This is a genomic window from Psychrobacter sp. Sarcosine-02u-2 (genome assembly GCF_002836335.1).
Classification (GTDB): Bacteria; Pseudomonadota; Gammaproteobacteria; order Pseudomonadales; family Moraxellaceae; genus Psychrobacter; species Psychrobacter faecalis.
Window position 1 is genome coordinate 1 of sequence record NZ_PJBX01000124.1, and the last position, 25,325, is coordinate 25,325.

Annotated in this window: 19 protein-coding genes; 6 read left to right on the forward strand and 13 right to left on the reverse strand. The window is 43.5% G+C overall.

What is annotated here, in order from left to right; genetic code table 11:
• The coding region (locus tag CXF58_RS13830; protein ID WP_180952520.1) for a YobI family P-loop NTPase at nt 1–2,733 on the forward strand (2,733 nt) is incomplete at its 5' end.
• Between the two features lie 241 nt (nt 2,734–2,974).
• Here the strand turns inward: CXF58_RS13830 and CXF58_RS03410 are convergent.
• From CXF58_RS03410 to CXF58_RS03420, 3 genes are read right to left on the reverse strand one after another with little or no spacing between them, the layout of a single operon-like run.
• Entirely contained in the window at nt 2,975–4,543 is a 1,569-nt protein-coding gene (locus tag CXF58_RS03410) for an FGGY-family carbohydrate kinase (protein ID WP_102076595.1), read from the reverse strand.
• A 29-nt stretch (nt 4,544–4,572) separates the two neighbouring features.
• Nucleotides 4,573–6,267 carry a glycerol-3-phosphate dehydrogenase/oxidase gene (locus CXF58_RS03415; protein WP_102076596.1) on the reverse strand — a complete coding sequence of 565 codons (1,695 nt, stop codon included), beginning with the start codon at nt 6,265–6,267 and terminating at the stop codon, nt 4,573–4,575.
• Nucleotides 6,268–6,291: 24 nt separating this feature from the next.
• The gene (locus tag CXF58_RS03420; RefSeq protein ID WP_102076597.1) at nt 6,292–8,055 is read right to left on the reverse strand and encodes an FAD-binding oxidoreductase; all 1,764 of its coding nucleotides are present in this window, start codon (nt 8,053–8,055) and stop codon (nt 6,292–6,294) included.
• Between the two features lie 589 nt (nt 8,056–8,644).
• Between CXF58_RS03420 and guaA the strand changes: the two genes are divergently transcribed.
• A complete protein-coding gene (guaA, locus tag CXF58_RS03425; protein WP_102076598.1) occupies nt 8,645–10,273 on the forward strand; it encodes a glutamine-hydrolyzing GMP synthase in 1,629 nt (542 codons plus the stop codon).
• 48 nt (nt 10,274–10,321) lie between these two features.
• Complete coding sequence (locus tag CXF58_RS03430; protein WP_102076599.1) at nt 10,322–11,308, forward strand: tetratricopeptide repeat protein; 987 nt, start codon at nt 10,322–10,324, stop codon at nt 11,306–11,308.
• A gap of 75 nt (nt 11,309–11,383) precedes the next feature.
• On the opposite strand, the gene CXF58_RS03435 is transcribed toward CXF58_RS03430, so the two are convergent.
• The 8 genes from CXF58_RS03435 to CXF58_RS03470 form a co-directional block, all read right to left on the reverse strand.
• Nucleotides 11,384–12,232: an HNH endonuclease gene (locus CXF58_RS03435; RefSeq protein WP_102076600.1), complete on the reverse strand. Its 849-nt coding sequence runs from the start codon at nt 12,230–12,232 to the stop codon at nt 11,384–11,386.
• A gap of 193 nt (nt 12,233–12,425) precedes the next feature.
• A complete protein-coding gene (locus tag CXF58_RS03440) occupies nt 12,426–13,430 on the reverse strand; it encodes an oxidoreductase (RefSeq protein WP_102076601.1) in 1,005 nt (334 codons plus the stop codon).
• 53 nt (nt 13,431–13,483) lie between these two features.
• Nucleotides 13,484–14,464, reverse strand: coding sequence for a zinc-binding dehydrogenase (locus CXF58_RS03445; protein ID WP_102076602.1), 981 nt, complete (start codon nt 14,462–14,464; stop codon nt 13,484–13,486).
• Nucleotides 14,465–14,717: 253 nt separating this feature from the next.
• Nucleotides 14,718–15,695, reverse strand: coding sequence for a zinc-binding dehydrogenase (locus CXF58_RS03450; protein WP_102076603.1), 978 nt, complete (start codon nt 15,693–15,695; stop codon nt 14,718–14,720).
• Between the two features lie 145 nt (nt 15,696–15,840).
• Complete coding sequence (locus CXF58_RS03455) at nt 15,841–16,458, reverse strand: GDYXXLXY domain-containing protein (protein WP_102076604.1); 618 nt, start codon at nt 16,456–16,458, stop codon at nt 15,841–15,843.
• Complete coding sequence (locus tag CXF58_RS03460) at nt 16,455–17,630, reverse strand: DUF4401 domain-containing protein (protein ID WP_180952521.1); 1,176 nt, start codon at nt 17,628–17,630, stop codon at nt 16,455–16,457. Before CXF58_RS03460 ends, CXF58_RS03455 begins: the two co-directional genes overlap by 4 nt.
• Complete coding sequence (locus tag CXF58_RS03465; protein WP_102076606.1) at nt 17,623–18,732, reverse strand: DUF2157 domain-containing protein; 1,110 nt, start codon at nt 18,730–18,732, stop codon at nt 17,623–17,625. The genes CXF58_RS03460 and CXF58_RS03465 overlap by 8 nt, the downstream gene beginning before the upstream one ends.
• 98 nt (nt 18,733–18,830) lie before the next feature.
• On the reverse strand, nt 18,831–19,181 hold the full coding sequence (locus CXF58_RS03470) for a DUF2798 domain-containing protein (protein ID WP_228706529.1): 351 nt from the start codon (nt 19,179–19,181) through the stop codon (nt 18,831–18,833).
• Between the two features lie 167 nt (nt 19,182–19,348).
• Between CXF58_RS03470 and CXF58_RS03475 the strand changes: the two genes are divergently transcribed.
• A complete protein-coding gene (locus CXF58_RS03475; RefSeq protein ID WP_102076607.1) occupies nt 19,349–20,107 on the forward strand; it encodes an aspartate/glutamate racemase family protein in 759 nt (252 codons plus the stop codon).
• Nucleotides 20,108–20,176: 69 nt separating this feature from the next.
• Here the strand turns inward: CXF58_RS03475 and CXF58_RS03480 are convergent, their stop codons facing one another.
• Nucleotides 20,177–21,757 carry an MATE family efflux transporter gene (locus tag CXF58_RS03480; protein ID WP_102076608.1) on the reverse strand — a complete coding sequence of 527 codons (1,581 nt, stop codon included), beginning with the start codon at nt 21,755–21,757 and terminating at the stop codon, nt 20,177–20,179.
• Between the two features lie 167 nt (nt 21,758–21,924).
• On the opposite strand from CXF58_RS03480, the gene nadR reads away from it, so the two are divergent.
• Together nadR and CXF58_RS03490 are read left to right on the forward strand one after the other, a co-directional pair.
• Nucleotides 21,925–23,013: a multifunctional transcriptional regulator/nicotinamide-nucleotide adenylyltransferase/ribosylnicotinamide kinase NadR gene (nadR, locus tag CXF58_RS03485; RefSeq protein WP_102076609.1), complete on the forward strand. Its 1,089-nt coding sequence runs from the start codon at nt 21,925–21,927 to the stop codon at nt 23,011–23,013.
• 84 nt (nt 23,014–23,097) lie between these two features.
• A complete protein-coding gene (locus tag CXF58_RS03490; protein ID WP_102076610.1) occupies nt 23,098–24,051 on the forward strand; it encodes an alpha/beta hydrolase in 954 nt (317 codons plus the stop codon).
• A gap of 97 nt (nt 24,052–24,148) precedes the next feature.
• Here the strand turns inward: CXF58_RS03490 and CXF58_RS03495 are convergent, their stop codons facing one another.
• The gene (locus CXF58_RS03495; protein ID WP_102076611.1) at nt 24,149–25,192 is read right to left on the reverse strand and encodes an NAD(P)H-dependent flavin oxidoreductase; all 1,044 of its coding nucleotides are present in this window, start codon (nt 25,190–25,192) and stop codon (nt 24,149–24,151) included.
• Nucleotides 25,193–25,325 lie beyond the last annotated feature (133 nt).

The following is a 25,325-nucleotide window of genomic DNA, read 5'->3' on the forward strand; positions in this document are numbered from 1 at the left end:
GGAGATATAGATAAACGTTTTCTGAGGAATACTTGTTTATATTTTGATGATATGAGACTGGTGAAAAATATTTTAAATGAATATCAAGACTACGATAATCATTTAAAATATTTACAGCTAGATAAGAACCAAGTTTTTGCTATAGTTGTATATAAAAACTACTATCCAAACGATTTTTCAAAACTGAATTCGAACAGGGGTCTGATATACAATATATTTAATGATGTAAAACTCAGTTTGATAGATAAAAAGATAACTCAAATTACTGAAAAGATTCATGAAATAGAGGAAAGTAAGTCAGAGATTTTAAATGAAATGCTATTGTCTATTGATGAGCTTAATGCTGTTTATAGCTACTATTTAAATAGTCTGATTCGTAAGAAACATGATATTGTTAGATGCATAAAGGTTGATAGTGAAACGGTTGATATTGATAGGTATGACGAAGACGTATTTCTAAAGCTTGAAAGTTCAAAAAATAAAAAAATTGAGTTTAACTCGCAAAATAGTAACTCTTACTGGTTTAGTTCTAGCGATGTGTCTTTTTCGGATGTTGAGGGTTTAACTAATTCGCAGCTCATATATAGTGAGCGCTTAGCTATTATAAGAGCTAAAAACAACGAAGGGCAAAAAGAGATATCTAATAATTTAAGCAGACTCAAGGATGAGCTTTACACTATTAAAAATAAGCCAATAAAGGAACTGCTTCAGGATATAGATATAAAAGAATTACTTCAAGATGAAGAAATACCTGATATACCTGAACAGTTGATGTTTTTTATTATAAATGGCTATATTAATGAGAACTATCCTGATTATATTTCTCTGTTTTTTGAATCTTCTATATCGAGATCAGATAAGAACTACGCGATGGTCGTCAATGGACGTCAAATGCCTAAGTTTGAACTAGAGTTAACCCATCAAGGCGAACTGTTATCAAGTTACTTATCAGAAGATGAGATGAGTACATCTAGTGTCTTAAATACTAGCATGTTAGGATATTTGTTGCAGACTACTGATTTTGTGAAGCATAAACAGAATTTTTTATATAAAATTTGTGATAAATCAGATATCTCAGTTGAGTTTTTAGCTATTTTGTTCGATAAGGAAGTCAGTTATCTAAGCTTACTCATTCCTATACTTATAGAGCAAGATGATACTGTTTTTGATGAGATACTGGATGATATTGAAGACGAACAGACAACTAATAATTACTCAAAAATTATCAGATATGGTATTGATATTCTAGATACCTCTAGCTATCTATCTGAAAAAATTAATATATTTTTATCCCAAAGAAACGATTATATCGATTTTGTAATGAATTCTCTTTCAGAGAATGAAGGGAAATTCAAACAGCTCAGTCTTTCCATACAACCTAAGTTCTCTCGCCTAGATGCTACAAACCTTGATTTATTCAACTGGCTCGGTGAACAAGGATTTTTTTCTATTGAGTTGGGTATAATTAAGGCTGCTTTGATGGGTAATTTATTACTATCATTAGATGAGCTAGAAGATAGGCTTAAAAATGCACCATTAACAACAATATGTGATTCTGAAATCAACTATTTAGTTAAAGATTTTTGGTCTGAAAACCTATCAGAATACATAAGAATTATTTTGTTAGATGCAGATGAGCATACTTTATATTCTGAAGATGAAGATGTTTATATAAAAGTCTTAAATGTGTTTGGTAGTCCAAATTCAATGATAGAGAGATTTATTGACATCACTTCTACTAAGATTAAAGATATAAGTAAAGTTGAGAACGAGCAGATTCGAAAGTATCTTGTTGCAAATTCGAAAGTTTATTACTCGTGGTCCAATGTCTTTAGATATTTTTCTGAGTCTTATGAAGACCAAGACGATCAAGGTGTTTATCGAGAAATAGATGCTGCACTTATCAAGTTCTTAGAAGATGGAAAGAGTGATCTGCAAGCTACTGATTATATAGAGTTGGACGTTTTAGAAAATGAGGACTGGCAGAGCATTAAAGCTGAGTTTGACAGACATCTTTTTTTAAGTTATCAATTAAGTAATGAAGTATATAAAAAAGTAATAGGTATAACTGATAATAATTGGGATAATTCAGATCTAGAAAGTATAAGCCAAGAAAAAATACAGACTCTAATATCTCTTGAAAAGCTAAGTTTAACTTCTGAAAACTGGGAACAAGTCAAAGAACACGCATCTAATGAGGTTGTGTTGGCTTTTTTAGTTAAATATCATTATACATTAATATATGATTTGGATTCTATTGAGCTTCGTCCAGAAGATATCGAAGCCTTATTTTGTTCTGATGAAATTATTAACCAGCACAAGCAAGTTTTAGCTGAGTCTAAAGCTATCAACCTTATAGTAAGTAATGACACTGTTCGTAAGAAAATTATTGAGATATATGAAAGTGAGAGAATGTCTTTGCCTGTTTATGACCAGCTTCTTAAACATGCTGACTCTGAGGAACTAAAAAAGTTACTGTTAAAACAAATTAAGTATTTAAATAAGCAGGAAATCTTAGAAATTCTCAGACTATTGGACGAGCCTTATCAGAAACTAGACAACGGTCAAGCAGTAGAGTTCGAAAACACTGATGAAAATAGAGCTTTAATACACGAGTTGAATCTTAAGCAAATCGTAATGAAAGTTATTAAGCCAACAAGACCAAAAGGTAATCCAGTTGGCAAGAAAATACTCTCTACAAGATTACAAACCCGTGTGCTTTCTGATGAATAATAGTTGTCTTGTGACGCGTTTTAGCCCTGACAGTAGCGGCTATCCTGACGGGCTAGGCGAGTTGCGGGCGTATCGTTTTGAGATGGTCTCGAGGTAACAGGAACGGCTCAAACGACAACGACCGCCTCGCCTAGACTGGCAGATAATAGCGGATGGCAGGATCAGCTCCCACAACCTCTTAGCCAAAATCATCCCACCTTTTGACCACTTCCAATACTCCTACACTTCAAACTTGTGCAGACTACTTAGCGGGATATCCTGTGATGTCTTGAATACTTTGATATAAAGGTTTTAAGCGCTCATACATTTTAAGATAAACCTCGTTATAAAGGCGTTTGTAGAGCTGGACATTGGCCTCAATAGGCAAGAATTCATCGCCTAAATGGGTCATGGCCTCACTTGCGGTTGCATGGTCAGGGTAGATACCCAGTCCAACTGCGCAGTTGATGGCAGCGCCTAAACCTGAAGCCTCGTAAGTGTGCGGGCGATAAGCGGGTATACCAAAGATATCGGCAGTAAGCTGCATCGCTGAGTCACTTTGGGAGCCGCCACCGGAGACACGCAGGTGTTTAATGGTTTTGCCCGTGCGCTTTTCAATGGTATCGAAGCCAAGTTTTAGCTCATAAGCCAGTCCTTCCAAGATAGCGCGATAAACGTGCGCCCTCGTATGCACATCCCCAAAACCAATGAGCGCGCCTTTACCTTCAAGTCCTGGATGACGGACGCCGGGTGACCAATACGGCTGCATCATTAGCCCCATACAACCCGCCGGAATATCTTTGACTGCCTGATCGAGGAGTTTTTCGGTATCGATGCCTTGGGTCTTTGCTAGCTGCTCTTCATAGTGAGCAAATTGTTCCTTAAACCAGCTAACCATCCAAAAGCCGCGATAAATCATATACTCATGATTGTAGTAGTTTGGCGCAGCAGCAGTGTAGGCGGGCATGTGCTTAAGGATTTCGACGTAATTGCTCGAGGTGGTGTTAATAGTCGCAGTAGTGCCAAAGCTTAAACAGGCAGTGTCGGCTGCCAGACCTGCTGAACCTAATGCTTCGCAAGCTTTATCGCTAGCGGCAGCAATCATCGGCGTGCCCTCTAAAATCCCCGTGGCTTTAGCTGCCTTTGCGCTGATATGACCAAGTGGCTGACCTGGCGGTACTATCTTAGGCATTTGTTCAGGTCGACAGCTAAATAGACGCCATTTTAAATCTTTGGATTTTAGCCATGTTTGCGCTTTATAGTCATAAGGCAAATAGCCTAGGGCGTGACCAGTGGAGTCGGCAAGTTCTCCTGTAAGCTGATATGTCAGGTAAGCAGATAGATTGACGTAATGAGCGGTCTTTGCCCACATCTCTGGTTCATGGTGTGCAAGCCAATTACAGCGGGCTTTTTGCTGTGCCTCTTGTACCAGCTCGCCCATGCCAATAATTTTGGTTAGTGGGCTTAAAAAACCAATATCGTTGGTTTCGCCGCGGCGTAAATCCATCCAAACAATAGCAGGACGCAGTGGCTGCATGTCTTTATCGAGACAAATCATGGTATAGCGCTGGGTGGCGAGACTGACGCCTGCGATTTGGGCGGGTGTTATATCGCTGGTGTGCCACAGTTGCTGACAAGCCTCGCTTAGCTTTTGCCAATAATAATCGGCATGTTGCTCGGCAAAATTGGGCTGAGTAGAAAAATAGGGTTCAATAGGGACGCGAGCTTTGGCTATCTCAGTTCCAAACTGATCAAAGATAAGCGCTCTGACACTTTGCGTACCATTATCAATGGCTAAGAAATAAATAGGGTCATCAAGGTTCGTGGTCATAGTCGTCCTTAACTATGTAGTCATATAAATTAAGCCGCAGGCAAATGGTAGTAGCGCTGCCATAATTTTTGATAACGCTCAACTTCTTGCTGCCATTTCTGCTCATTCCAGCCGAGCTCTTGCTGACATATTTGCTTTAGTCTTGTGCTGATAAGCGGCGTCATTGCGCCATGCGGCAGGATTAAACCCAAGCGTGTACGTCGCAGTAGTAAATCATCTAAATGAATGACCTGCTCATGGCGCGCGGCAAAACGAATCTCTGCCCAAATGGTATTGCTGTCGGTGATATAAGCCAAATCTTCCTCATACGCAAGCTCTAGTAAAGTATCAAGCTGGCGACCGTAAAACCCTTGCAAGCGTTGTTGTAGAGCTTTTGGTAAAGTAAAAAATTTAGGATGGGTTGGCGCGGTATTGCTAAAGACGTGATCGCCATTTATGGTTTGCTTTTGAATAACAGATTTATCAAGTTCAAGCACTTCTTGGCATCTCGCAAGGACATCTAAAGCAATCAGGCGAAAGGTCGTTAGCTTGCCGCCGCTAACGGTGACCAGATTGTTATCTAGCCATACGCTATGGTCGCGCTTTTCTTTACTTGGGCTTACGCGCTTACCATCACCGCCTTCTGATATCAGCGGACGCACGCCTGCCCACGTACTGATGACATCTTTTCGGTTAAGCTTGGCATCATTAAACAGCTCGTTAGTCGCCGTTAATAGATAATCGACCTCTTCATTCGTGATGCCGACCTCGCTATCGTCCAAAGGTGGATGATCCAAATCGGTAGTACCAAGCACGGTGCGATTTTCCCACGGAAAGACAAATACCGCTCTTTTATCGACAGGATGCAAAAAAGTATAGGCTTGCTCGATTGGCAAGCGCTCTTTGCTCACGACCAAGTGACTGCCGCGTGACGGACGAATTTGCTTATGAAAACTTTGCTCAGTCTGTTTACTGGCTTGCATCCGTAAGGTATCCGCCCAAGCGCCTGTGGCACTGACCACCACTTTGGCGTAAATATTGTAACTTTGAGCATTGCTTTGAACATTGTTTTGAATATTGTTTTGAGCATTGTCCTCAGAAGAAGTGTCTTTGAGCGTTGCGCCTACTACCAAGCCTTGTTCATTGGTAATCAACGTTTCGGCTTTTAGGTAATTAATCGCCTGCGCACCGTCGTGAATCGCCTCAGCAAGGACGCGCATCACCAGCCGCGAGTCATCGGTCACCGCATCGCTAAATTGACTAGCACCCAAAAATTTGTCTTGTTTGATATTTGGGTTCAGGCTAAGAAAGGCGTCTTTTTTAAAGTACTTAGAATAGCGCTTGCCCGCCAGTCCATCGTAAACGCGTAATAAAGTATTAAATATCCATGGCGGTGGAAACTTGCCTTTATAATGCGGCATGATGTAGTGCATTTCATTCACAAGGCCGCTTGCTTCACTGAGCATACGCTCACGCTCGCGCACGCTCAGTAAAGTAGTTTTATAGTCACCCGAGGCAATATAACGTAACCCACCATGTACCATTTTGCTAGAGCGGCTGGACGTGCCCCAAGCAAAGTCTTTTTGCTCGATAAGTAATACTTTAAGGCCGCGCCGTGCCGCTTCGCGCGCAATTCCAGCGCCCGTAATACCGCCACCGATAATCAGCATATCCCAAGGTTCTGCTTGAGACGAGCCACGAGATAAAGGCGCTAATGCTTGTTGGCGTTGCTTGGTTTGAGTCATATCTCACTCTTCTTAATTGGTTTATTACTTTTCAAGCAATACGCCCGGGTTCATACGCTTTTCAGGGTCTAAACTTTTGAGCATATCATGGGTTACTTGCATGCCAAGCCTACCTTTTTCAGCGGCAAGGTACGGCGCATGATCACGGCCAACGCCGTGTTGATGCGAGATGGTCGCTTTACCATTAGCAAGGCTAACACAGGCAGCATGTTTGATTTTTTGCCAGCGCTGTAAGGTAGTCGCATGGTCTTTTGCCGCGCGGAAAAAGTAAGTGGTATAAAGGCTGGCACCTTGTTTATAGACGTGTGAGATATGAGTAAAGGCCATGACCTCCTCGCCTTCATCTCCCAAAGCGTTTTGCACCGCTTCTTGCATCTGCTGCATTTGCTCGTCGATGTTGTTCCAATTGGTTGCCGTCTCAAAGGTATCGACCATGATGCCTTTGTCCCATAAAGTGCCACGCAAGTAAGGGAATTTAAAACGTCCATGCGCCCACACGCTACCCATAATATCGGTGATTTTACCAGTGACACTACCGTGCTGCTTCAACAGCTTATTAAACTGCGTTAGCGCCAATTTATTCTGCGCCTTATCGCCTGATACGCCGTAAGTGAGCATAACCTTATCTGAGCTCAGCCCGCGAGCTTTTAGATAGGTGCTAATGGCTAAAAACTGGCTCGGTGACGTGCCTAAATGTAGATGCGCATCAGTTTCGACAGCATTACTTAAACGTAGCATGGACAAGCGAACATTTTTTTGCACGGCTTGTCTAAGTACTTCTTTACCAGCTTCCCAATTGGGTAGGAAAGCCACTTTAAATAGTTCTTCCTCAGGCTGCGGCTGTACGCGCATTTTGACTTCGGTAAAAATACCAGCACGACCTTCGGTACCCATCAACATCTCGCGCAAATCAGGCCCTGCTGATGACGCCGGAATATCAGCGATATTAAGTACACCCTGCGGGGTGACCAACGTACCGCCCGCAAACATCTGCTCGATACGCCCGTAGCCCAATGACTGCTGACCACTAGAGCGCGCGGCAATCCAACCGCCAAGCGTCGATAATTCCCAAGACTGCGGATAATGTCCTAAGCGGTAACCCTGTGCGTCCAATTGTGCTTCAACCGCTGGCCCTTGTGTACCCGCGCCAAAAGTAGCAATTTGGCTCTCGGTATCTAAATCGATAAGCTGATCCATCTTACTCATGGCAATGGTGAGTACCGGGCGTGAGCCCTTTTGCGGATTGATATGTCCAACAACTGAGGTGCCGCCGCCAAAAGGAATGACGATAAGGTCGTGATCGTGAGCCAGTTTCAATAAAGTCTCGACATCAGCGGTCGATTCGGGAAAAGCAACACCGTCAGGGAACACTTCAAAGTCGCCGCTGTGCATGGCTATCCAATCTGGGAAGCTTTGACCGCGTGCGTGTCTGAGCCTCACTTCTTTATCGATAGATACGGTTGCAAGCTTAGTCATCGCAGCAGGCAGGCGCGATTTTGGCACAGTTTTTAGTACCTGTTGTAAGCTGACAGAGGAGAGTTTTTTGGTTTTGCCGATATGTGATTTGATCAGCTTTGCGCCATGTGACGAGACTTTCTTATTGATACTGACATTGCCCCAACCGTTCCAGCGTGTCTGCTCAATAGGGGTGTTTCCGGACGTGCTATTGGATGCATCGGTAGGGTTGTTATCTTTTGCAGGGGTATCTAAAATGATGCTGTCAGCATCATTGATGGCTACTGCGGTAGAGGTGGAGTTTTTACTAAAAAGGGATTTTATTTTGCTCATAGGGACATACCTGTCAATTTATTATATAGTCAAACTTTATATAAATCGGACATGGGTCAGGCGCGCGCAGTCTACTATCCTGTAGTCATTTCACTCGTCTTCCCTGTATCCAAATTATCTTGAACCGACTATCACTTTTATTTAGGGTGAGATTTAGGTCTGGTTTTCATAATCAGGAGCAATTTAACGATAGCTGAACGACTGATAATTAGCTTGAACCAACCCTGCTAAATCTATCGTGTTAAAGCCAAATTGCTTATTCTCTGAGCATAGCACAATATAAACGAAAAATTTATACAAACTCGTCATTTGTATAATAAAAATTCATACGGTAAGCATGATTGTTGCCTTCTGATGAATTAACAAACTCTCGTTATGTCCTTTATTAACTCTTAAAATTGCTACCTTTCTCTTTTGACTCTTGTCTTTATAACATTCAAATAATCCTTAATATCAGTATTCGCTATCAATAAATATTCATAACCATCAATAACTCGCAAAAAACGTGAATAATTAACCATCTAATAGCCATTAATGGGCGCAAACTTGTTAAAATAGGGCACTAATTTTTCTTGATGGACATCGATTTATGACCACTGCCGCTGCCACTCCTGCATTACCTACTATGCCTACTATCAAAGAAGACCGCATCCTCATTCTCGATTTTGGCTCGCAGTACAGCCAGTTAATCGCTCGCCGTGTGCGCGATTCTGGCGTTTTCTGTGAGATGTTCCCTTACGACATCGACACTCAGCGTATCATCGATTTTGGCGCAAAAGGCGTCATCTTATCGGGTGGCCCTGAGAGCGTCCATGCAGATAACAGCCCGCGTATCAATGACGCGGTGTTTGACCTAGGCGTGCCTGTATTGGGTATTTGCTACGGTATGCAAGCGATGGCAGATCGTTTTGGCGGGCAGGTTCATGCCAGTGATATTCATGAGTTTGGTGCGGCGACCATCGAAGTAAATGGTCACTCGCAGCTGACTGACGGTATCGAAGACAGCAAGACTGACGGCGCGGCTGCCAAGCTAAACGTTTGGATGAGCCATGGTGATAAAGTCATCGAAGCGCCTGAAGGCTTTGACATCGTTGCTAGTACGCCAAGCTGCCCGATTGCGATTATGGCTAATGATGACAAGCAATACTACGGTCTACAGTTCCATCCTGAAGTGACGCACACCCTACAAGGTCAAGCGCTGCTAGGTCGTTTTGTCCATCAGATTTGCGATTGTGCTGGTGAGTGGACTCCAGACAATATCGCTGATATGCGTATTGCGCAGCTCAAAGAGCAAATCGGTGACAAGCAAGTATTGCTCGGACTATCGGGCGGCGTGGACAGCTCAGTCGTTGCAGCACTATTGCACAAAGCCATTGGCGATCAGCTGACTTGTGTGTTTGTGGATAATGGTCTGCTACGTCTGCATGAAGGCGATCAGGTCATGCAAATTTTTGCAGAAAACATGGGCGTAAAAGTCATCCGTGTTGATGCCGAAGATTTGTTCTTAGATGCGCTAGCAGGCGAGTCTGATCCAGAGAAAAAACGCAAAATCATTGGTAAAACCTTCATCGACGTGTTCGCTGATAGTGCGCGTCAAGTGAGCGAGCAGAGCGATGGTAAAGTTGTTGAGTTCTTAGCACAGGGTACGATTTATCCTGATGTCATCGAATCTGCTAAGTCACATCAAGGTAAAGCACACGTCATTAAGAGCCATCATAACGTTGGCGGTTTGCCAGATGACTTGGCGTTTGAATTGGTTGAGCCGTTACGCGATCTATTTAAAGATGAAGTGCGTAAACTTGGTATCACGCTTGGCTTACCTGCCAAAATGATCTATCGTCATCCATTCCCAGGTCCAGGTTTGGGCGTGCGAATCCTTGGCGAAGTGAAAAAAGAATACGCCGATGTCTTGCGCCTCGCTGACGCTATCTTTATGCAGGAGCTTGAGCGTTCAGGCTGGTATGACAAGACCGCGCAAGCCTTTGCCGTATTCCAACCAATCAAATCGGTCGGCGTGGTCGGTGATGGCCGCCGCTATGCGTGGGTCATCGCGCTACGTGCCGTTGAAACTGTAGACTTTATGACCGCGCGCTTTGCCCATCTACCGTATGATTTGATCGAGACAGTATCGAATCGCATCATGAATGAAATCGCGGAAGTATCTCGCGTGACGTATGATGTGTCGAGTAAGCCGCCGGCGACGATTGAGTGGGAATAATTATTCATATGCTATGATTGTAATATCAACGCAAAGGAGTGATGGACTATGAAACTGGTTCATGTGGGACAAAACGAGTGGATGTTTGAAGATGACGTTAGCGATAAGTCGGCTGACAATAGATCAAATGCGCTTGGCGCTGGTAGAGCGCTTAATCTTAAAATAAAAGCCTTTGTAGATGCCGAGGTAAAAAGAGGTCGTGATATCAACGATATTATGAATGAAGTCATGACCAAATTTCAGCATGAAATTGTGCAAGACTTTGATGAGCAGCCGCCAACCTCATTCCAAGTGATACAGATGACGCTGGAGAAAGAAGGTTATGAAGTGGCTCGTGATATTGCTCAGTTTTTAGTATTAGAGAATATGAATGACCCTGATGCTTACTTTAACTTAGCATTTTTGTGTGAGCAGCATGATGACAGCTTTTTAGCACTATTGAGTAGCCGCGAATGTATGCGCCTATACTTAGAGTATTTCCCCAAAAACTTTAATTGGCAAAAAAGTAAGCTGCCATGGGGCATCATGGAGAACCGTCCCTTTTTGCGAGCGCTGTTTCAGCTGGCAAATGTCTATGCTGACAATATGAGCTTTGATGAAGCCTGCGAGCAGGGAGAAAGGCTGCTACAAGTTTGCCCTAATGACAACCTAGGTATGCGTGAAGCGCTGATAGAATGGTACATGTTTACCGAAGAGTATCAGAAAATAATTCGAATTTGCGACAACTATCCAGAGGATATGCTTGCAAATATCGCTTTCGGTAAGGTGCTGGCTTACTGTTATCAAGATAAATTAGATAAGGCTGAAAAAGAGTGGGATATCGCAAAAGATAACTTGCCTGAAGTGGCGCATGAAATTCTTAAAAAGCGTCATCCTAGACCACGCGGTATGGGTATCAATAGTTATGGTATCGAAATTGGTGGTAAAGAGCAGGCTTATCTCTACTGGCAAGATATGGGCGATTGGTGGGAAGAAAATACTACCGCTCAAACCCTGATTGAGAAAAAACGTGCTGAGAAAAAGAAGAAAAAATAATTTGATTTAGCGGCACTTCTCTTTAGTTAAAACACTCAACTTAGTTGGGTGTTTTTTGTTTTAAACATAAAAGTTTTACTCGATAAGTTTTGCTTCGATAGCAGCAACTTTGTTTATTAACTTATTATTAAATTCTAAATGGCCTAAAGAGTAGTGAGCTTTTCGATGACAGGTAGGACATAACGCAATAACGTTTTGAGGTAAGTCCGCACCACCATCTGCCAATCTGGTTAGATGATGAACTTCCAGATAAGGTCCAGATTTAGTTTCAAATGGAGCTGTCTCATTACATCCCTCGCATATACCATTAGCTCTTTTTTTTGCATACAGCTTAATTGCTGTACTACGGTTTTGAATAGATTGAATTTTTTCTTGAGTGCTTGCGTGGGTTGGTGTTGAACTTAAGGCAATTTCTCGTAATTGCTGTAATGATTTACCTTTACTAGGCTTAGTGATATAAACGGCTTTAGGGGCTTCAACTACTTTAGATGGCAGAGTTTGAGTTGTATCAATATTTTTAGTATTAACCATATCTAGATGAAAAACGATAGCGTCACGAAGCTCGCCATTTCTATCTGGCCGTTCTTCAATATGATGAAAAACGTAATTACAATACCCTAAAAACCGTACAAAGCCTCGTGATGTTGATTCGAAAAGTAGAATTTCTTTATTGTTTTTTTGATGGTCATGAATTGCCAAATTACCTTTGGTCATTCTCATGTCGCCTTCTTGGCCTTCACCCGTATATTTAAAGGTGCCGTTAGGGTCAAAATCATCAATATAGCCATATTCGCCGCCAGCATCGCCGGTAAAAATAAATATATATGGATGCTCGGCAGGCGTTGCTATGCCACCATATTGTTGCCCTTTATATATACCGTGTATATCAGAACGACGGTTATAGATTTTTCCTATTTCAAACACTATGGCTTCCTTGTTTTTTTATTAAGCTAATAGAGTTTACTATAGTTGATAACAGTTGTTCTGTCTCTTGCCTTTAATTGTAAGTTTTGGAGTTTATAAAAGCCTATTATGTGAATCTAAAAAAATAGCGGTGCTCTGCAAAGTAAAGAACACCGCCACTGCTTATAAAATTTAGCTGTTAAAAACCTAAACCCTAACCCCGCACATTCACCACATAACGCCCAACCGTTTGACTCGCCATAAAGCGATCTAAATACTCAGGTGTCTGCTCTAACGTAATCTCTTCGCAGTAATTCTCTAAATTAGGCAATTTCATATCGGTGGCGACTCGCTGCCAAATGGCTTTTTTATCGTCCAATGGAATATAGACCGAATCAATACCGAGTAGGGACACTGCGCGGGTGATAAACGGCAGTACCGTCATCGAAAATTCAGCACCGCCCGCCAAGCCGCAAGAGGTAACCGCGCCGCCTGCTTTGGTTTGTTTTAGCAAGTTGGCTAGATAATCGCCACCGATGGTATCAATAGCGTTTGCCCATAGCTCACGACCGACAGGTTTATCGCCGATTTCATTGATGGTATCGCGATGACGGACTTCGCCCGCACCAAGCTCTTTTAGATAGTCGCTTTGCTCCGGCTTGCCAGAAAAGGCGATGACCTCATAGCCAAGCTGATTTAATATGGCGATGCTGATACTACCGACGCCGCCGGTTGCACCCGTGACGGCGACTGGTCCGTCTTCAGGCTTTGCGCCCATTTTCTCTAACTTTTGCACACTTAAGGCTGCGGTTAAGCCACCAGTACCATATATCATGGCTTCTTTTAGCGTTAAAGAAGATGGGCATTCGACCGCCCAATCAGCAGGGATAGATATCATCTGGCTGAGACCGCCATCGGTATCCATGCCCAAATCATAACCAAAGACCACGACTTCTTGGCCTTCAGAAAACGTGCCAGACTTGTCATTAACCACCACGCCTGCAGCATCAATACCAGGAGTGTGCGGGTAGTTTTTGGTGATTCTTTTATTGCCCGATGCCGACATCGCATCTTTGAAGTTTAATGATGAGTAATGCACTTCAATCAATAGGTCATTTTTAGGTAAGTCGCTGACACTACGCTGCTCAATGCTTTTTTTAAATTCACCGCTGCTAGTCTCGTGAACCACTAAGGCTTTAAAGGTTTTGTTATTCGACATGATATTAATCCTTTTTTATTGCTTTTATAGTAAATGCTCTTTGCACAAGCAGCTTAAGGCTTAATCAATATCTTACCTTTTTTCTCTGACTGGACGTCTTCTGAAACCGCTTTTTGAATATCGTCTAAATCATAGATACCGCCAATAGGTAATTTTAGGATACCGCTTGAGGCACGCTCAATCAGCTCTTTAATTAAACGCTGCTTATCATCGGCGCTGATCTCTTGCATCAAATCGCTTGCCCAAAAACCTTTAACTTTAGTCAAATTAAAAATCAGATTGCTTGGGTTTAGCATTAGTGGTTCGCCAGACACTGATCCTAATGACGCCATTGCGCCATGCTTACCGAGTAGTGACAGCAGCTCACCGCCTGATTTGCCGCCGACCGCATCGACCGCGCCGCTTATTTTGGCGTCACCAACGATTTTTTGTACTTGCTCTTTCCAGTCGTCGTTATCGGTCACGACGTTATTTTCAGTGATACCAAGCTCGATAAGCTCTTGTTCTGACTCTTTGCTGCGTACCAAATTAATCGTATTGATATGACGCTCAGGCGCCAGCATCGCCATCGATTCACCGACCGCACCATTGGCAGCGTTTTGGATAAGCCACTGACCGGGCTTAATATTTAAAAACTCAATCAGCAGCAGTGCACTCATCGGCATGGCAATTAACTGGGCGGCCATTTCATCATCGATGGCATCTGGAATAGGGATAAGGCTTTTTGCCGGAGCGACAAAATATTCCGCCCAAGTGCCTGATATACCTGAAACAACAACGCGCTGACCTTTCTTAACCCCTTCAACATCTTTACCTAAAGCGTCGATCGTACCGACGGCCTCAGAGCCACCAGTGGCAGGCAAATCAGGTTTATTGCCGTATTCGCCTTTTATGGTCACGATGTCGTGATTGTGAATAGAGGACAGGATAGTTTTGATACGGACTTCATTATTTTTGGGTTCTGGGGTAGGGCTGTCGGTGATACTAAGTACTTCTGAAGGTTTGCCAAATTCGTTATAAGTTGCGTGGCGCATAATGATTTCCTTTATTATTTTAATTAAATGTTTTCAATTTTTAAGCGACGTCAGTAGATAAATGCTTATCAACCTTAACAAGCGGGTCTTGCTAGCCGCAACCTGACTTTGGTAAATGAACGTTGTTGCTGTTTATCAGTATATTGCCAGGCAGGGTAGAGCCGGTTGCCATAAAAAATGGCAGCGCTCTTAATAAAGAACGCTGCCATTGTCAATAAAACGAGGGTTAGCTAAATAATAAATGAATAATAATTCAAGGTTTTAGCAGTACCTTACCTTTTTTGCCTGACTGCAATTTGCCATCGACCGCTTTTACGATATCGGCCAAATCAAATACCGCTTCTACAGGCAGTTTTAATTGTCCATCCATCGCTCTATCGATCAACTCATTCACTAGGCGCTGCTTATTCTCCACACTCATCTCTTGACTGAGTTTACTGCCCCAAAATCCTTTCATCACCGCTTGCTTGAAAATCATATGGGTCGGATTGATGACCATAGGTTTGCCCGACATCGCGCCAAAGGCGGCGAAGGTGCCACCATGACCGAGTAACGATAACAAATCGCCGCTATTTTCGCCGCCGACCGAATCCACCGCCGCACTGATTTTATCATTACCGATGATCGCTTTGACTTGCTCTTTCCAGTCATTATCTGAGGTGTTGATATTGTTTTTGATACCGAGAGTATCTAGCTCTTTTATGGCATCGTCACTTCTTACCAGATTAATGGTTTTGACGCCGCGCGCCGCCGCTAGCATGGCAAGCGATTTACCAACGGCACCGTTGGCGGCGTTATGAATAACCCATTGACCGCTTTCTACTTCTAAGAACTCTAATAGCATCAACGCACTCAGCGGCATGGCAATTAACTGCGCGGCCATTTCATCTTCTAAACTATCAGGGATAGGAAACACCATATCGGCGGCGGCGACGAAATACTCTGCCCATGTTGCTTGTACACTGGCAGCCGCGACGCGTTGACCGACTTTTAGGTCTGTAACCTCACTGCCAACGGCATCGATAACGCCCAATGCTTCACTACCACCGATAGCTGGCATTTCAGGTTTAAAGCCGTACTGACCGCGAATGGTAAGCAGGTCATGATTATGGATGGAGGCGAGAATGGTTTTGACGCGCACTTCATTGGCTTTTGGCTCAGGAATTGGGCTATCGCCAAGGCTTAATACTTCAGTTGGTTTGCCAAAATGATCATAGGTTGCACTACGCATAATAAATCCTTTTTTTAATTGTTACGTTTTTTCAAATGTTTTTGACGAGCGAATAAATTTGTAGCCATCAACAGTAGCAAACCCAGCTTGCTTGTCGCAATATTACTTTGGTAAAACAAAGTAGTCAGCGATAACTTAGCAACTTCTAGTTGGTACTACGAGCAGCTTTTTCTGTATCTAGCTGCTTTGGACTAATCACTTTAAAGTTATTGTCGACCAAATTAGTTAGTAGCGGTTCACCGTTATCATTGACCCGAAACAGCCCATATTCTGCCGCTTCAAATGTTTCGCCATGGCCTTCTTGGAAGAAAAAAGCATTGGTCGCAAGCTGCATTACGCCGTTACGGATACGGTAATAAATCGCCATCTCATTAGAGGCTAGATTTTTAGGCTGATTGGCCGCTAAGCGCACAAATTGTCCGACGTTATGTTTGTCTAAAGCGACAATGACATAGCCTTGTTCGTTAATAGGATAGCTACCGGGGTCTTTATTTAAGGCGGCAAATACGTCACGCTCTAGCGTATAGCTAAGCGTCATATAGTCGCCTTGCATAAAGCCGCGCGGATCAACGGGTGCAAGCGCTAATAATACCGTATCGCCAGTCGTAAGATGGTTTTCATACTTTGCGATATTCCTCGTCATCACCACCAATACGAGCGCCAATCCAAGAAGGGCAATAATAATCGTAACTGCCGGTTTTTGTAGCCAATGCGCACTCGATGTGTCCTTAATCAAGCGCTTGGTCAAAATTTTATTATTCATGACAGCCGCTCCTGATTGTCGTTAGCACTCGGTTTTATATGCGCAAAATAGCCTTTGATAAGCAGCCAACGCAGCAGTAATAGCGCGATAGCGATGACCAGCATAGAGGCGGATTTGACCAATAAAGAAGTATCGAGCTGATAGTAATACCAAAATATATAACCGACCAAGGCAATAATGGCCAGTCCTAACAGCACGCGTTGGCTATTGGCAGTGGCGATAATGATAATCAAACTGGTGGCTAATAAGCCTGAGACATAAATGGAGACCACGCCAAGGATGATAATCGCAGCGCTAATGAGCAATCCTGCTGCTGATGATAGTTTGATGTGATAGCGCTTTAGAATGAGATAAGCGGCATAAAGACTGGCAAGCGTTAATAGTCCTTGGGCCAGATAATAGTTATAGCTAAAGGCTTCTCCATAACTATCAAAGCTATTGCCATATTCAGCAGCGATAAAATAGACGGAAACACTGAGCAAAACATAGGCGCTCGCATAGCCAATAGCATTAATGATTTCTAGAGCGTTCATTCGCCATTTGTGTGGAATAAAAGCAGCTAGCCTATAGCGTTGTAAATGAGTCACGCTAGTGATTAATGCCAATAATCCTAAGCTTGCTTCAGATAAGTGATAATAATTTAATAAGTAAAACAGGCAGCTTAAGGCTAAGGTGGCGCTCAATAAACGATAGATAAAATTGGGTATTACAACAGTCATCAACAGTTGTACAAGGAGCAATAGCATTATATTGAGTGGCTCTGTAATCTCACTCGCCAGTAAAGCATAGGCGATATATCCTTGACCTGCTAGCGTAATCGCAAAGGCTAAACTATCCCAAAAAGCGCTATGGCGCAAGCGGGCATTATAAAATAAGAATCCACCACTAATGCTTAATATCGCGCCAATGATAAATAGCGCTAGCGTACTATCAAGCAAGCCGGTGTTGTCTAAAATTAAGGTCAAAAACCCGATAAAAAATAGACTGGCAAATACGCCACTAAAACCAAAAAGCAAACTGATAAACCACGGGCTAGGCGCTGCAGCTGCATTATTTAAAAGCTTATCATTGACGTTTTGTGCGTCGATAAGCCCCTGCTGCTGCAATAGCAAAATCTCGGGCTGTTGCTGGTTATGGTTATGGTTGATATCATTATTCAGCTCATCATTCATCACTGTCTCCCTTACTAATAGAAGAGGTAGTGTCATCATTGTTGATATAAGCAACTTTGCGCAGCCATACAACTGCCGCCGAGCTCATGCCGATAAGGAGCAAGGCTAATACTAAAAATCCACCCGCGTCAAAATCATCTAATAGCCATTTGCCGACCCAAAACATCACTACAGTAATGATAGAAAATGAAAAATAAGTCAGCATCAGTAAATCAGGACGGCGCTGATAAAACTGCCAAAGCATAAAGCCGCACCAACCCAACCATAAGAGGGTAGCGATAAGCGTTGCCCAGATATTGCCATTATCAAAGACCGTGACAATCGCCAGATACGTCATAAAAAACGTACTTAATGAACCGATGACATAAGTGCTCCAGTGCAAGCTGGATTTGGTTGGTGAGCTGTTTATTTGAGCAGTGGATTTTTTAGCGTTAATACGATGAAACAGATGGGAAGTAGAGAAGGGGGCTTTATTATCGAAACCAATCAGCCAACTATAAAAGGCAATAAAATTAAATAGCGCGAGGACGGCTACTTGAGAGATGTTTTGCAGGTGATGGTTGATAAATTGTAGATTTGCGACATCTAAATAGAGTGCCAAACAGGCATTGATTAGCCCTAACCACAGCAGCCATAACGCAGGGAAACGGGCGATAACGACCCAAGGGATAATCAGTATTGCCCAAGCAAAGAAAAGCTGCCACGTATCAGCGCCCGTTTGATAGACCTGCCCAAATAGCGCCAATAAGCTACCGGTAATAATACTAGCGACCAGCAATAACAACTGCCGAATCAGTTGAAACCGTTGTCTAAGCTGCCTAAAAGACAGTGACACATAAAGCGCAATGGTGATTGCCAGCGCCCCTTCAACTAAGGCGAATTTGCCTATTTTGCCCAAGTTTTGCCAGTTATAAGCGATAAAAAACACTAGGGATAAGACCAGTGCTACCGCGCCAACAATTAGCAGCGCCTTATCAAAAAAGTCGAGCCACGTGCGTTTACTCGGATAGACTTCTAGATGCGTTGCTGCTGCCTCGGCATTTTTAAGAGGGAGGATATCTTGCTGCAGTAACTGCTCGATAGTACGCCGTGCGTGGCTCATAGTCGCCTCTGATTAAAAAACAGTTTTAGGCTATCTTAGCTGTTTTTACGCTGGCATAATGTACTAAAGTTTATAAATTACTAAATTTTATAAAAGCATCAATAAAACTCAATCCTACTTAGCAGGTGCTCTTGGATTAAATAGGCGCAAATATAGGCGCTCGGCCAAGCGACCATAAAGGCATATTTCCACGAATTAAACAGCGTGATAAAAAAGCCTTCGACAAATCCTACATTGATCAGTAGCAGGGCCGTCGAGATAATCGTCGACATCATCAGCGCCATCAAAAAGGTGAAAATCAGCCGATAGTATTTGCGCCGCGTGCGTATTCTGACGGTCGGGAAGTTTGCCATAATATTCTGTTGTCCTGCTTGATGAGAGCCACGTTTCACTGCTGCTGTAAACGTGATATTTTGCGATGAGAGAAGATGAGATAAAGCATTGCTCATGCTTAGCGGCGACTATGATAACGCGTGATGACGGCGAGGTAAAATGGTTATTATCAATCATCAAGTTCGCCTTATTATATTGTTATCATTCAGTTTTAATAATTTGTCGCCATTCATGCTGATGAAGTAAACTTAGCACTGTCCAAAACAACTCTATGAGGATAAAAATGTCTGCCAATCCAAGTAATTTAGCGCAGAACGTAGAAAAATATTTATCCAAAAATTCATGTAAACAAAGGACGCTTGGCATCATCGGCGGCATGAGTTGGGAAAGTACCGAAAGCTATTATCGACTCATAAATGAGGGTATCAAAGCTAGACTTGGCAATTTACATTCAGCAGATTTACTGATTCATAGCGTGGACTTTGCACCGATTGAGGCGCTGCAAGCACAAGGCGCATGGGATGAAATGGGCAAAGTATTGGCCAATAGCGGCAAACGTCTGCAAGCGGCTGGCGCGCAAGGTTTGCTTATCGCGACTAATACCATGCATAAAGTCGTCGATGACGTCCAAGCCGCTACCAATCTGCCGATTATTCATATTGCTGATGTCACCGCTGCGGCGATTAAGCAGCAAGGGCTAACCAAAGTTGCGCTACTTGGCACACAGTTCACCATGACAGAGAATTTTTATAAGCAGCGTTTGATAGATGCGGGTTTGCAAGTGTTGATACCAGAGACAGGCGCACGAGCAGAGGTACATCGCATTATTTATGAGGAGCTGTGTCAAGGTCAGCTAGTTGATAGCTCACGCCAGTATTATCAGCAAGTGATTGAAGACTTAGCGGATAAAGGCGCAGAAGGTGTGATTTTGGGTTGTACCGAAATTGGACTGCTGATTCAGCAAGTAGACAGCCCAATCCCTATATTTGATACCACTGCAATTCATGCAGCAGCAGCGGTGGATTTTTTATTAAGTTCTTGATTTTAAGGTTAGTGATTTTAAAATAGTTAATTTTAAAACGGTTGAACTTAAACCCATTGCATTGACTACCTATAAACCGCGCGAGGAACGTTTATGTTTTCTTCTCATACGGTGTTTTTGCAGGCGTTTTTGTAGTCGACGACGCAGCCTTGTAATACGGCGTAAAGGTGAGAGTTTCCATACCGTGGTCGGTAAAATATCGCGAAACGAGGCACTGGTGCCGGTTTGGGCGCGAAACTCCTCCGACCTTTGCGCTGCTTCTTCGGCTGGCATATTTTTACCTTTGCGCCAGCCGCCGTATAGATATAATCCTGCGCCCATCAACGCCGTTGCTACCATGCCTGCTGGAAACGATAGCCAAAGCGCATCGGCTCCAAGGAATGGATAAAGCCCGAACGCAAAGCCAAGGCGCACAGGATACATCGAAATCACCATGACGATCAGCGGCCAAACCACATAACCGTTGGCACGCATGGTACCAAAGAAAACTTGCGCGATGCCAAAAAAGATAAAGCCCCATGTCGCCATCAACTGAATATGGCGCCCAATCGGCACGGCGGCGCTGTTACTACCGAGGAATAGCTCCAAAATAGTCTCATCAAAAATGCTTAATACCCCAATCATAGCGCCCGTCAATATCACGTTAAAGATAAGCCCCCAGCGCGTGATGCCCGCAACACGGTTCCATTGATTGGCACCGATATTTTGTGCGACCATGGCACTGGCCGCTGCACTGAGCGCCATTGCCGGCATCTGCACATAGGTCCAAAGCTGCTGCGTTGCGCTATAAGCGGCCGTGGTCTGCACCCCTTCACGATTGATCAGCGACAGCATCGTGAGCGCCGCTGATGAGATAACAATCATCTGCAGCCCCATCGGCAGACCCTTTGAAAACATCGAATTCAAAATCTCTTTGTCTGCGCGTAAAAAATGCAGCTCGGGAAGCTTAAGTGTCAGCACAGAACCACGCAAATACATAGTGACAATCATGCCAATCAGCGCCAGCGCGTTAGCGACAGCGGTTGCAAAAGCCGAGCCAAAGATACCCCATTCAGGAAAGGGGCCGATACCCAAAATCAGCACCGGCGTCAAAATCAGGTCGATAACGACCGAAATAATGATAAACCAAAGCGGCGTGGTAGAGTCGCCCGTTCCGCGCAGCGCCATCATGATTAGCGTAAAAGTTAAAGTGACAGGCATCGCTACAAAAATCATCCGCAGATAGGTCAGCGCAAGCTCTACCGCACTTGCTGGCGTACCGAGCAGGTTAAGCAGCAGTGGAGCAAATAGCCAGCCGATTGCCGACACCAATATACTGATCGGAATAATACTACCCAGCGCCGTGCCCATGGTTCTTTTCACCATGGTGTCGTTACGGCGCCCCATAGCTTGACCAATCAAAATAGTCGCCGCCATACCAAAACCGAAAACGAAGGAGATGAGAATAAACATCAAGATGTTGCCGTTTGCCGTCGCCGCCAGCGCTTCTTCCCCTAAAAACCGACCTACCCAGACGGCATTAATCGAGCCGTTCAACGACTGCAAGGCTGATGAGCCAAGGGTTGGCAAGGCAAATAGCAGCATGGTTTTGGCAATTGACCCTTGGGTGAGGTCACGGCTTTTAGCAGTGGAGGTAGTTGTCTTACTCAATGTTTATCCTTTTGCGCCATCCAAATTGGCTATATTTTATGACATAAAAACCCTCATTATAGATGACCTTGTCTGTGCTATCTTGGTTAGACTGGTAACGTTTTTTTATATAATGTAGTAATAGGCAGTAGTAGTACTAAAACTAATCGAGAGTAAACAATGACAATATGAAAAAAGAAACGATAGGTATGTTTGGTGGCAAGTTCTTAATAGTACATAAAGGGCATGTGCATGCGATGCGCAAAGCGGCAGCTATGGTCGATAAGCTTTACCTCATAGTGACTTATAACGTGATGTTTGAGCGTGAGGTTTATTTTCATAAAAGTAAAATCGCCCCGATAGCGGTGGAGCAAAGACTGCGTTGGTGGCATGAAATTACTAAAGAGCTGGATAATGTGCACGTCTATGCAATAGAAGAAACCAATATTAAGAAAAATGCTGATACTTATATCGATGTTGGTACTAATGCTTATTCCCAAGCTCATGCTAACGCTGAGCCTGACTGGCAAAGCTGCGCTGATAGGATTAAAGCATTAATACGCAAGCCCATTGATTTTATTTTTAGTTCTGAACCAAGTTATAGTGATTACTTCGATGACTTATATCCTAAAACAAGGCATATTGTCATCGACGCCGACCGTAAGCTTTATCCTATATCCGCAAGCCAGCTACGTCGTGACGGCGCGATTGAGTATTGGGATATGTTGCCCGACGCGGTAAAGCCTTGTTTTGCCAAAAGTGTCGTTATCGTTGGTACAGAAAGTACGGGAAAAACTACATTAGCAAAAAATTTAGCCCATCGTTACGACACTTGCTATGTCGAAGAAGCAGGGCGCAAGTTTTATGAGGAAATAAACGCTGAAATTGTCTTGCTTGAAGATTTTCCCCAGATTGCTTATGAACATAAATATCATGAGAGGCAAGCTAGAAAAACGGCAAACAAGGTGTATTTCGTGGATACAGAAGCAATTACGACCCAGTTTTTTTCGATGGCTTATCTGGGCATAAGACAAAGTATACTTGATGAAATCGCCGAACTACAAGATTATGACTTGTGGTTGTTTTTGGAAACAGATATTGAGTGGGTCGGTGACGGCTTGAGGTCTTTTGGTGAAGTGCAAGTTCGCGATAAAAACAATCAATTTCTAAAATCTTTATTAAATGAGTTTGGGGTGCGCTATCACATTATCAGCGGCAACTATGATGATAGATACGACAAGGCTACCGATTACATCGATAAATTATTGACTAAATAAACTAGCCTTTAATAGTCTTATGCTAAGATTGCGATTTAACCGCCTTTAACTTTTTTCTCTAATAACTATAACAAGGATGTTTCGATGCTCTTAAAACGCCTAGCTCTTGCCGCGCTTTTTAGTCTTTCTATGGTCGGTTGTACCACCGCGCCCAACCAATTAGCGGTCAATACCACCCAAAAGATTATCCAGTATGAGCGTAATAAGTCTGATTTAGAAATCAAAGCGCTGACATTGGCCTCTGGCGATAAGATGGTCTATGCCGAAAATGGCAATGTCGCTGGTGAGCCGTTATTACTCATTCATGGCTTTGGTGGTAATAAAGACAACTTTACCCGTATCGCGCGTCAGTTAGAAGGCTATCATCTCATCATTCCTGATTTGCTTGGTTTTGGTGAGTCGAGCAAACCGATGAGCGCTGATTATCGCTCGGAGGCGCAAGCGACGCGCTTACATGAGTTGCTGCAAGCCAAAGGCTTAGCGTCCAATATTCATGTCGGCGGCAACTCGATGGGCGGCGCTATCAGTGTAGCTTATGCAGCAAAGTATCCTAAAGAGGTCAAAAGTTTATGGCTCGTCGATAGCGCAGGTTTTTGGTCAGCTGGCATTCCTAAATCATTAGAAGGCGCGACATTAGAGAACAATCCGCTGTTGATTAAGAGCAATGAAGACTTCTACAAAATGTATGATTTTGTCATGTATAAGCCGCCATATTTGCCAAAATCGGTCAAAGCGGTGTTCGCGCAAGAGCGTATCAAAAATAAAGAGCTGGACGCCAAAATCCTCAAGCAAATCGTCACCGATAATGTCGAAGAGCGCGCCAAAATCATTGCCCAATATAACATTCCGACGCTCGTCGTTTGGGGTAATAAAGATCAGATTATTAAACCTGAAACGGTCAATCTCATAAAAAAAATCATTCCGCAAGCGCAGGTGATTATGATGCCAGAGATTGGTCATGTACCAATGATCGAGGCGGTGGAACAAACGGCAGACGATTACAAAGCGTTTAGAAGTATAGTAGACGCACAGCGTTAGGAATTGGTTAAAAGTATTTATTTTAAAATAAAAAAGAAACATCAGATGCTCTGGTGTTTCTTTTATTGTCTATAAGGTTTTAAAAAAGTCGTTTAAGTTATAAATCTTTTACTAGTCGCTCGAGCAATTCAAGCGTACTTTCTTCTCTGACCAACGCCACCCCTTGTCCTGCCCATAAAGATTGATGTTCGGCATCGAGGTTGTTTTTTGCATGAGCACGCAAGTTTTTGGTCATGGCATTTAATTGTGGGTAGGGCGGTAACTCATGCGCGCTCTCAAATTGACCAAAATCGCGCAAATAGTCATTTAACAATCCGCGTGCTTGCTTACCTGAAAACAGTCGCGTCAAACGTGTTTCGCTACTGCGCTTACCCAGACTGGCATCGAGTAGCGCTTGTTTATACGTATCATTAATAGCGCATGTATCGGTGGTCAAAAACGCCGTGCCTATTTGCGCCAGTTCAGCGCCGGCGGTTTGCACCGCTTTAATCGCTTGCCCCGTCATAATACCGCCCGCTGCAATCAAAGGAATATCGGTGCAAGCACGCGTTTGACTAATCAGTGTCAGTAAACCCAATGGATCGCTCGCGCTTTGTGGCAGCCAACCACCGCGATGGCCGCCCGCTTCCGAGCCCTGAATACAGACCGCATCGACGCCAATATCTGCCCATGCTTTCGCTTCCAACGGATGATTGGCAGTACCAATGACGCGTGTACCCAAATCCTTTAAACCCTGCACCTGCTCGGCGCTGGTAATACCAAAAGTAAAGCTAGCGACAGGCACGGGATTGTCATAAAGGACTTGAAGTTGCTCAGAGAAATTGAGCGCAGGGCGTTTAGGTAACGCCATATCTATGTTGTTTTTTTCATAATACTCGTCTAACCAAGCAGGAATCTCGTTATCCAAGGTAGTAGAATCGTGCTCGGATAACACCATTAGATTGATCATAAAAGGGCGATCAGTCAGTGATTTAAGGGTATTAATATGCTCATTTAAAACCGTTGGCGCCGTCGTTCCGCCTCCCAATGACCCCAGTCCACCAAAATTACTTACTGTCGCTGCCAGCTCAGGCGTGGTTGCTCCTGCCATCGGTGCTTGTACGATAGGGTAGGTTAAATCAAAGGTATTTAGTAAGGTCATGACGGGCGTCCTTGTTATGTTATGAGAAAATTTGCATGACTTACTTTAGCAAAGCTGAACGGCGTGCGTGTTAGAGAATGTTTATTTCGTTATGCGATAAAAGCAGTAGATTTTCACTATAAAAGCGATATTT

Bases quoted from the DNA above. Each gene is read 5' to 3' on its own strand.
- CXF58_RS03410 (WP_102076595.1), bottom strand. From the start codon at position 4,543: ATGACCACGAACCTTGATGACCCTATTTATTTCTTAGCCATTGATAAT.
- CXF58_RS03415 (WP_102076596.1), bottom strand. From the start codon at position 6,267: ATGACTCAAACCAAGCAACGCCAACAAGCATTAGCGCCTTTATCTCGT.
- CXF58_RS03420 (WP_102076597.1), bottom strand. From the start codon at position 8,055: ATGAGCAAAATAAAATCCCTTTTTAGTAAAAACTCCACCTCTACCGCA.
- guaA (WP_102076598.1), top strand. From the start codon at position 8,645: ATGACCACTGCCGCTGCCACTCCTGCATTACCTACTATGCCTACTATC.
- CXF58_RS03430 (WP_102076599.1), top strand. From the start codon at position 10,322: ATGAAACTGGTTCATGTGGGACAAAACGAGTGGATGTTTGAAGATGAC.
- CXF58_RS03440 (WP_102076601.1), bottom strand. From the start codon at position 13,430: ATGTCGAATAACAAAACCTTTAAAGCCTTAGTGGTTCACGAGACTAGC.
- CXF58_RS03445 (WP_102076602.1), bottom strand. From the start codon at position 14,464: ATGCGCCACGCAACTTATAACGAATTTGGCAAACCTTCAGAAGTACTT.
- CXF58_RS03450 (WP_102076603.1), bottom strand. From the start codon at position 15,695: ATGCGTAGTGCAACCTATGATCATTTTGGCAAACCAACTGAAGTATTA.
- CXF58_RS03455 (WP_102076604.1), bottom strand. From the start codon at position 16,458: ATGAATAATAAAATTTTGACCAAGCGCTTGATTAAGGACACATCGAGT.
- CXF58_RS03460 (WP_180952521.1), bottom strand. From the start codon at position 17,630: ATGAATGATGAGCTGAATAATGATATCAACCATAACCATAACCAGCAA.
- CXF58_RS03465 (WP_102076606.1), bottom strand. From the start codon at position 18,732: ATGAGCCACGCACGGCGTACTATCGAGCAGTTACTGCAGCAAGATATC.
- CXF58_RS03470 (WP_228706529.1), bottom strand. From the start codon at position 19,181: ATGAGCAATGCTTTATCTCATCTTCTCTCATCGCAAAATATCACGTTT.
- CXF58_RS03475 (WP_102076607.1), top strand. From the start codon at position 19,349: ATGTCTGCCAATCCAAGTAATTTAGCGCAGAACGTAGAAAAATATTTA.
- nadR (WP_102076609.1), top strand. From the start codon at position 21,925: ATGAAAAAAGAAACGATAGGTATGTTTGGTGGCAAGTTCTTAATAGTA.
- CXF58_RS03490 (WP_102076610.1), top strand. From the start codon at position 23,098: ATGCTCTTAAAACGCCTAGCTCTTGCCGCGCTTTTTAGTCTTTCTATG.
- CXF58_RS03495 (WP_102076611.1), bottom strand. From the start codon at position 25,192: ATGACCTTACTAAATACCTTTGATTTAACCTACCCTATCGTACAAGCA.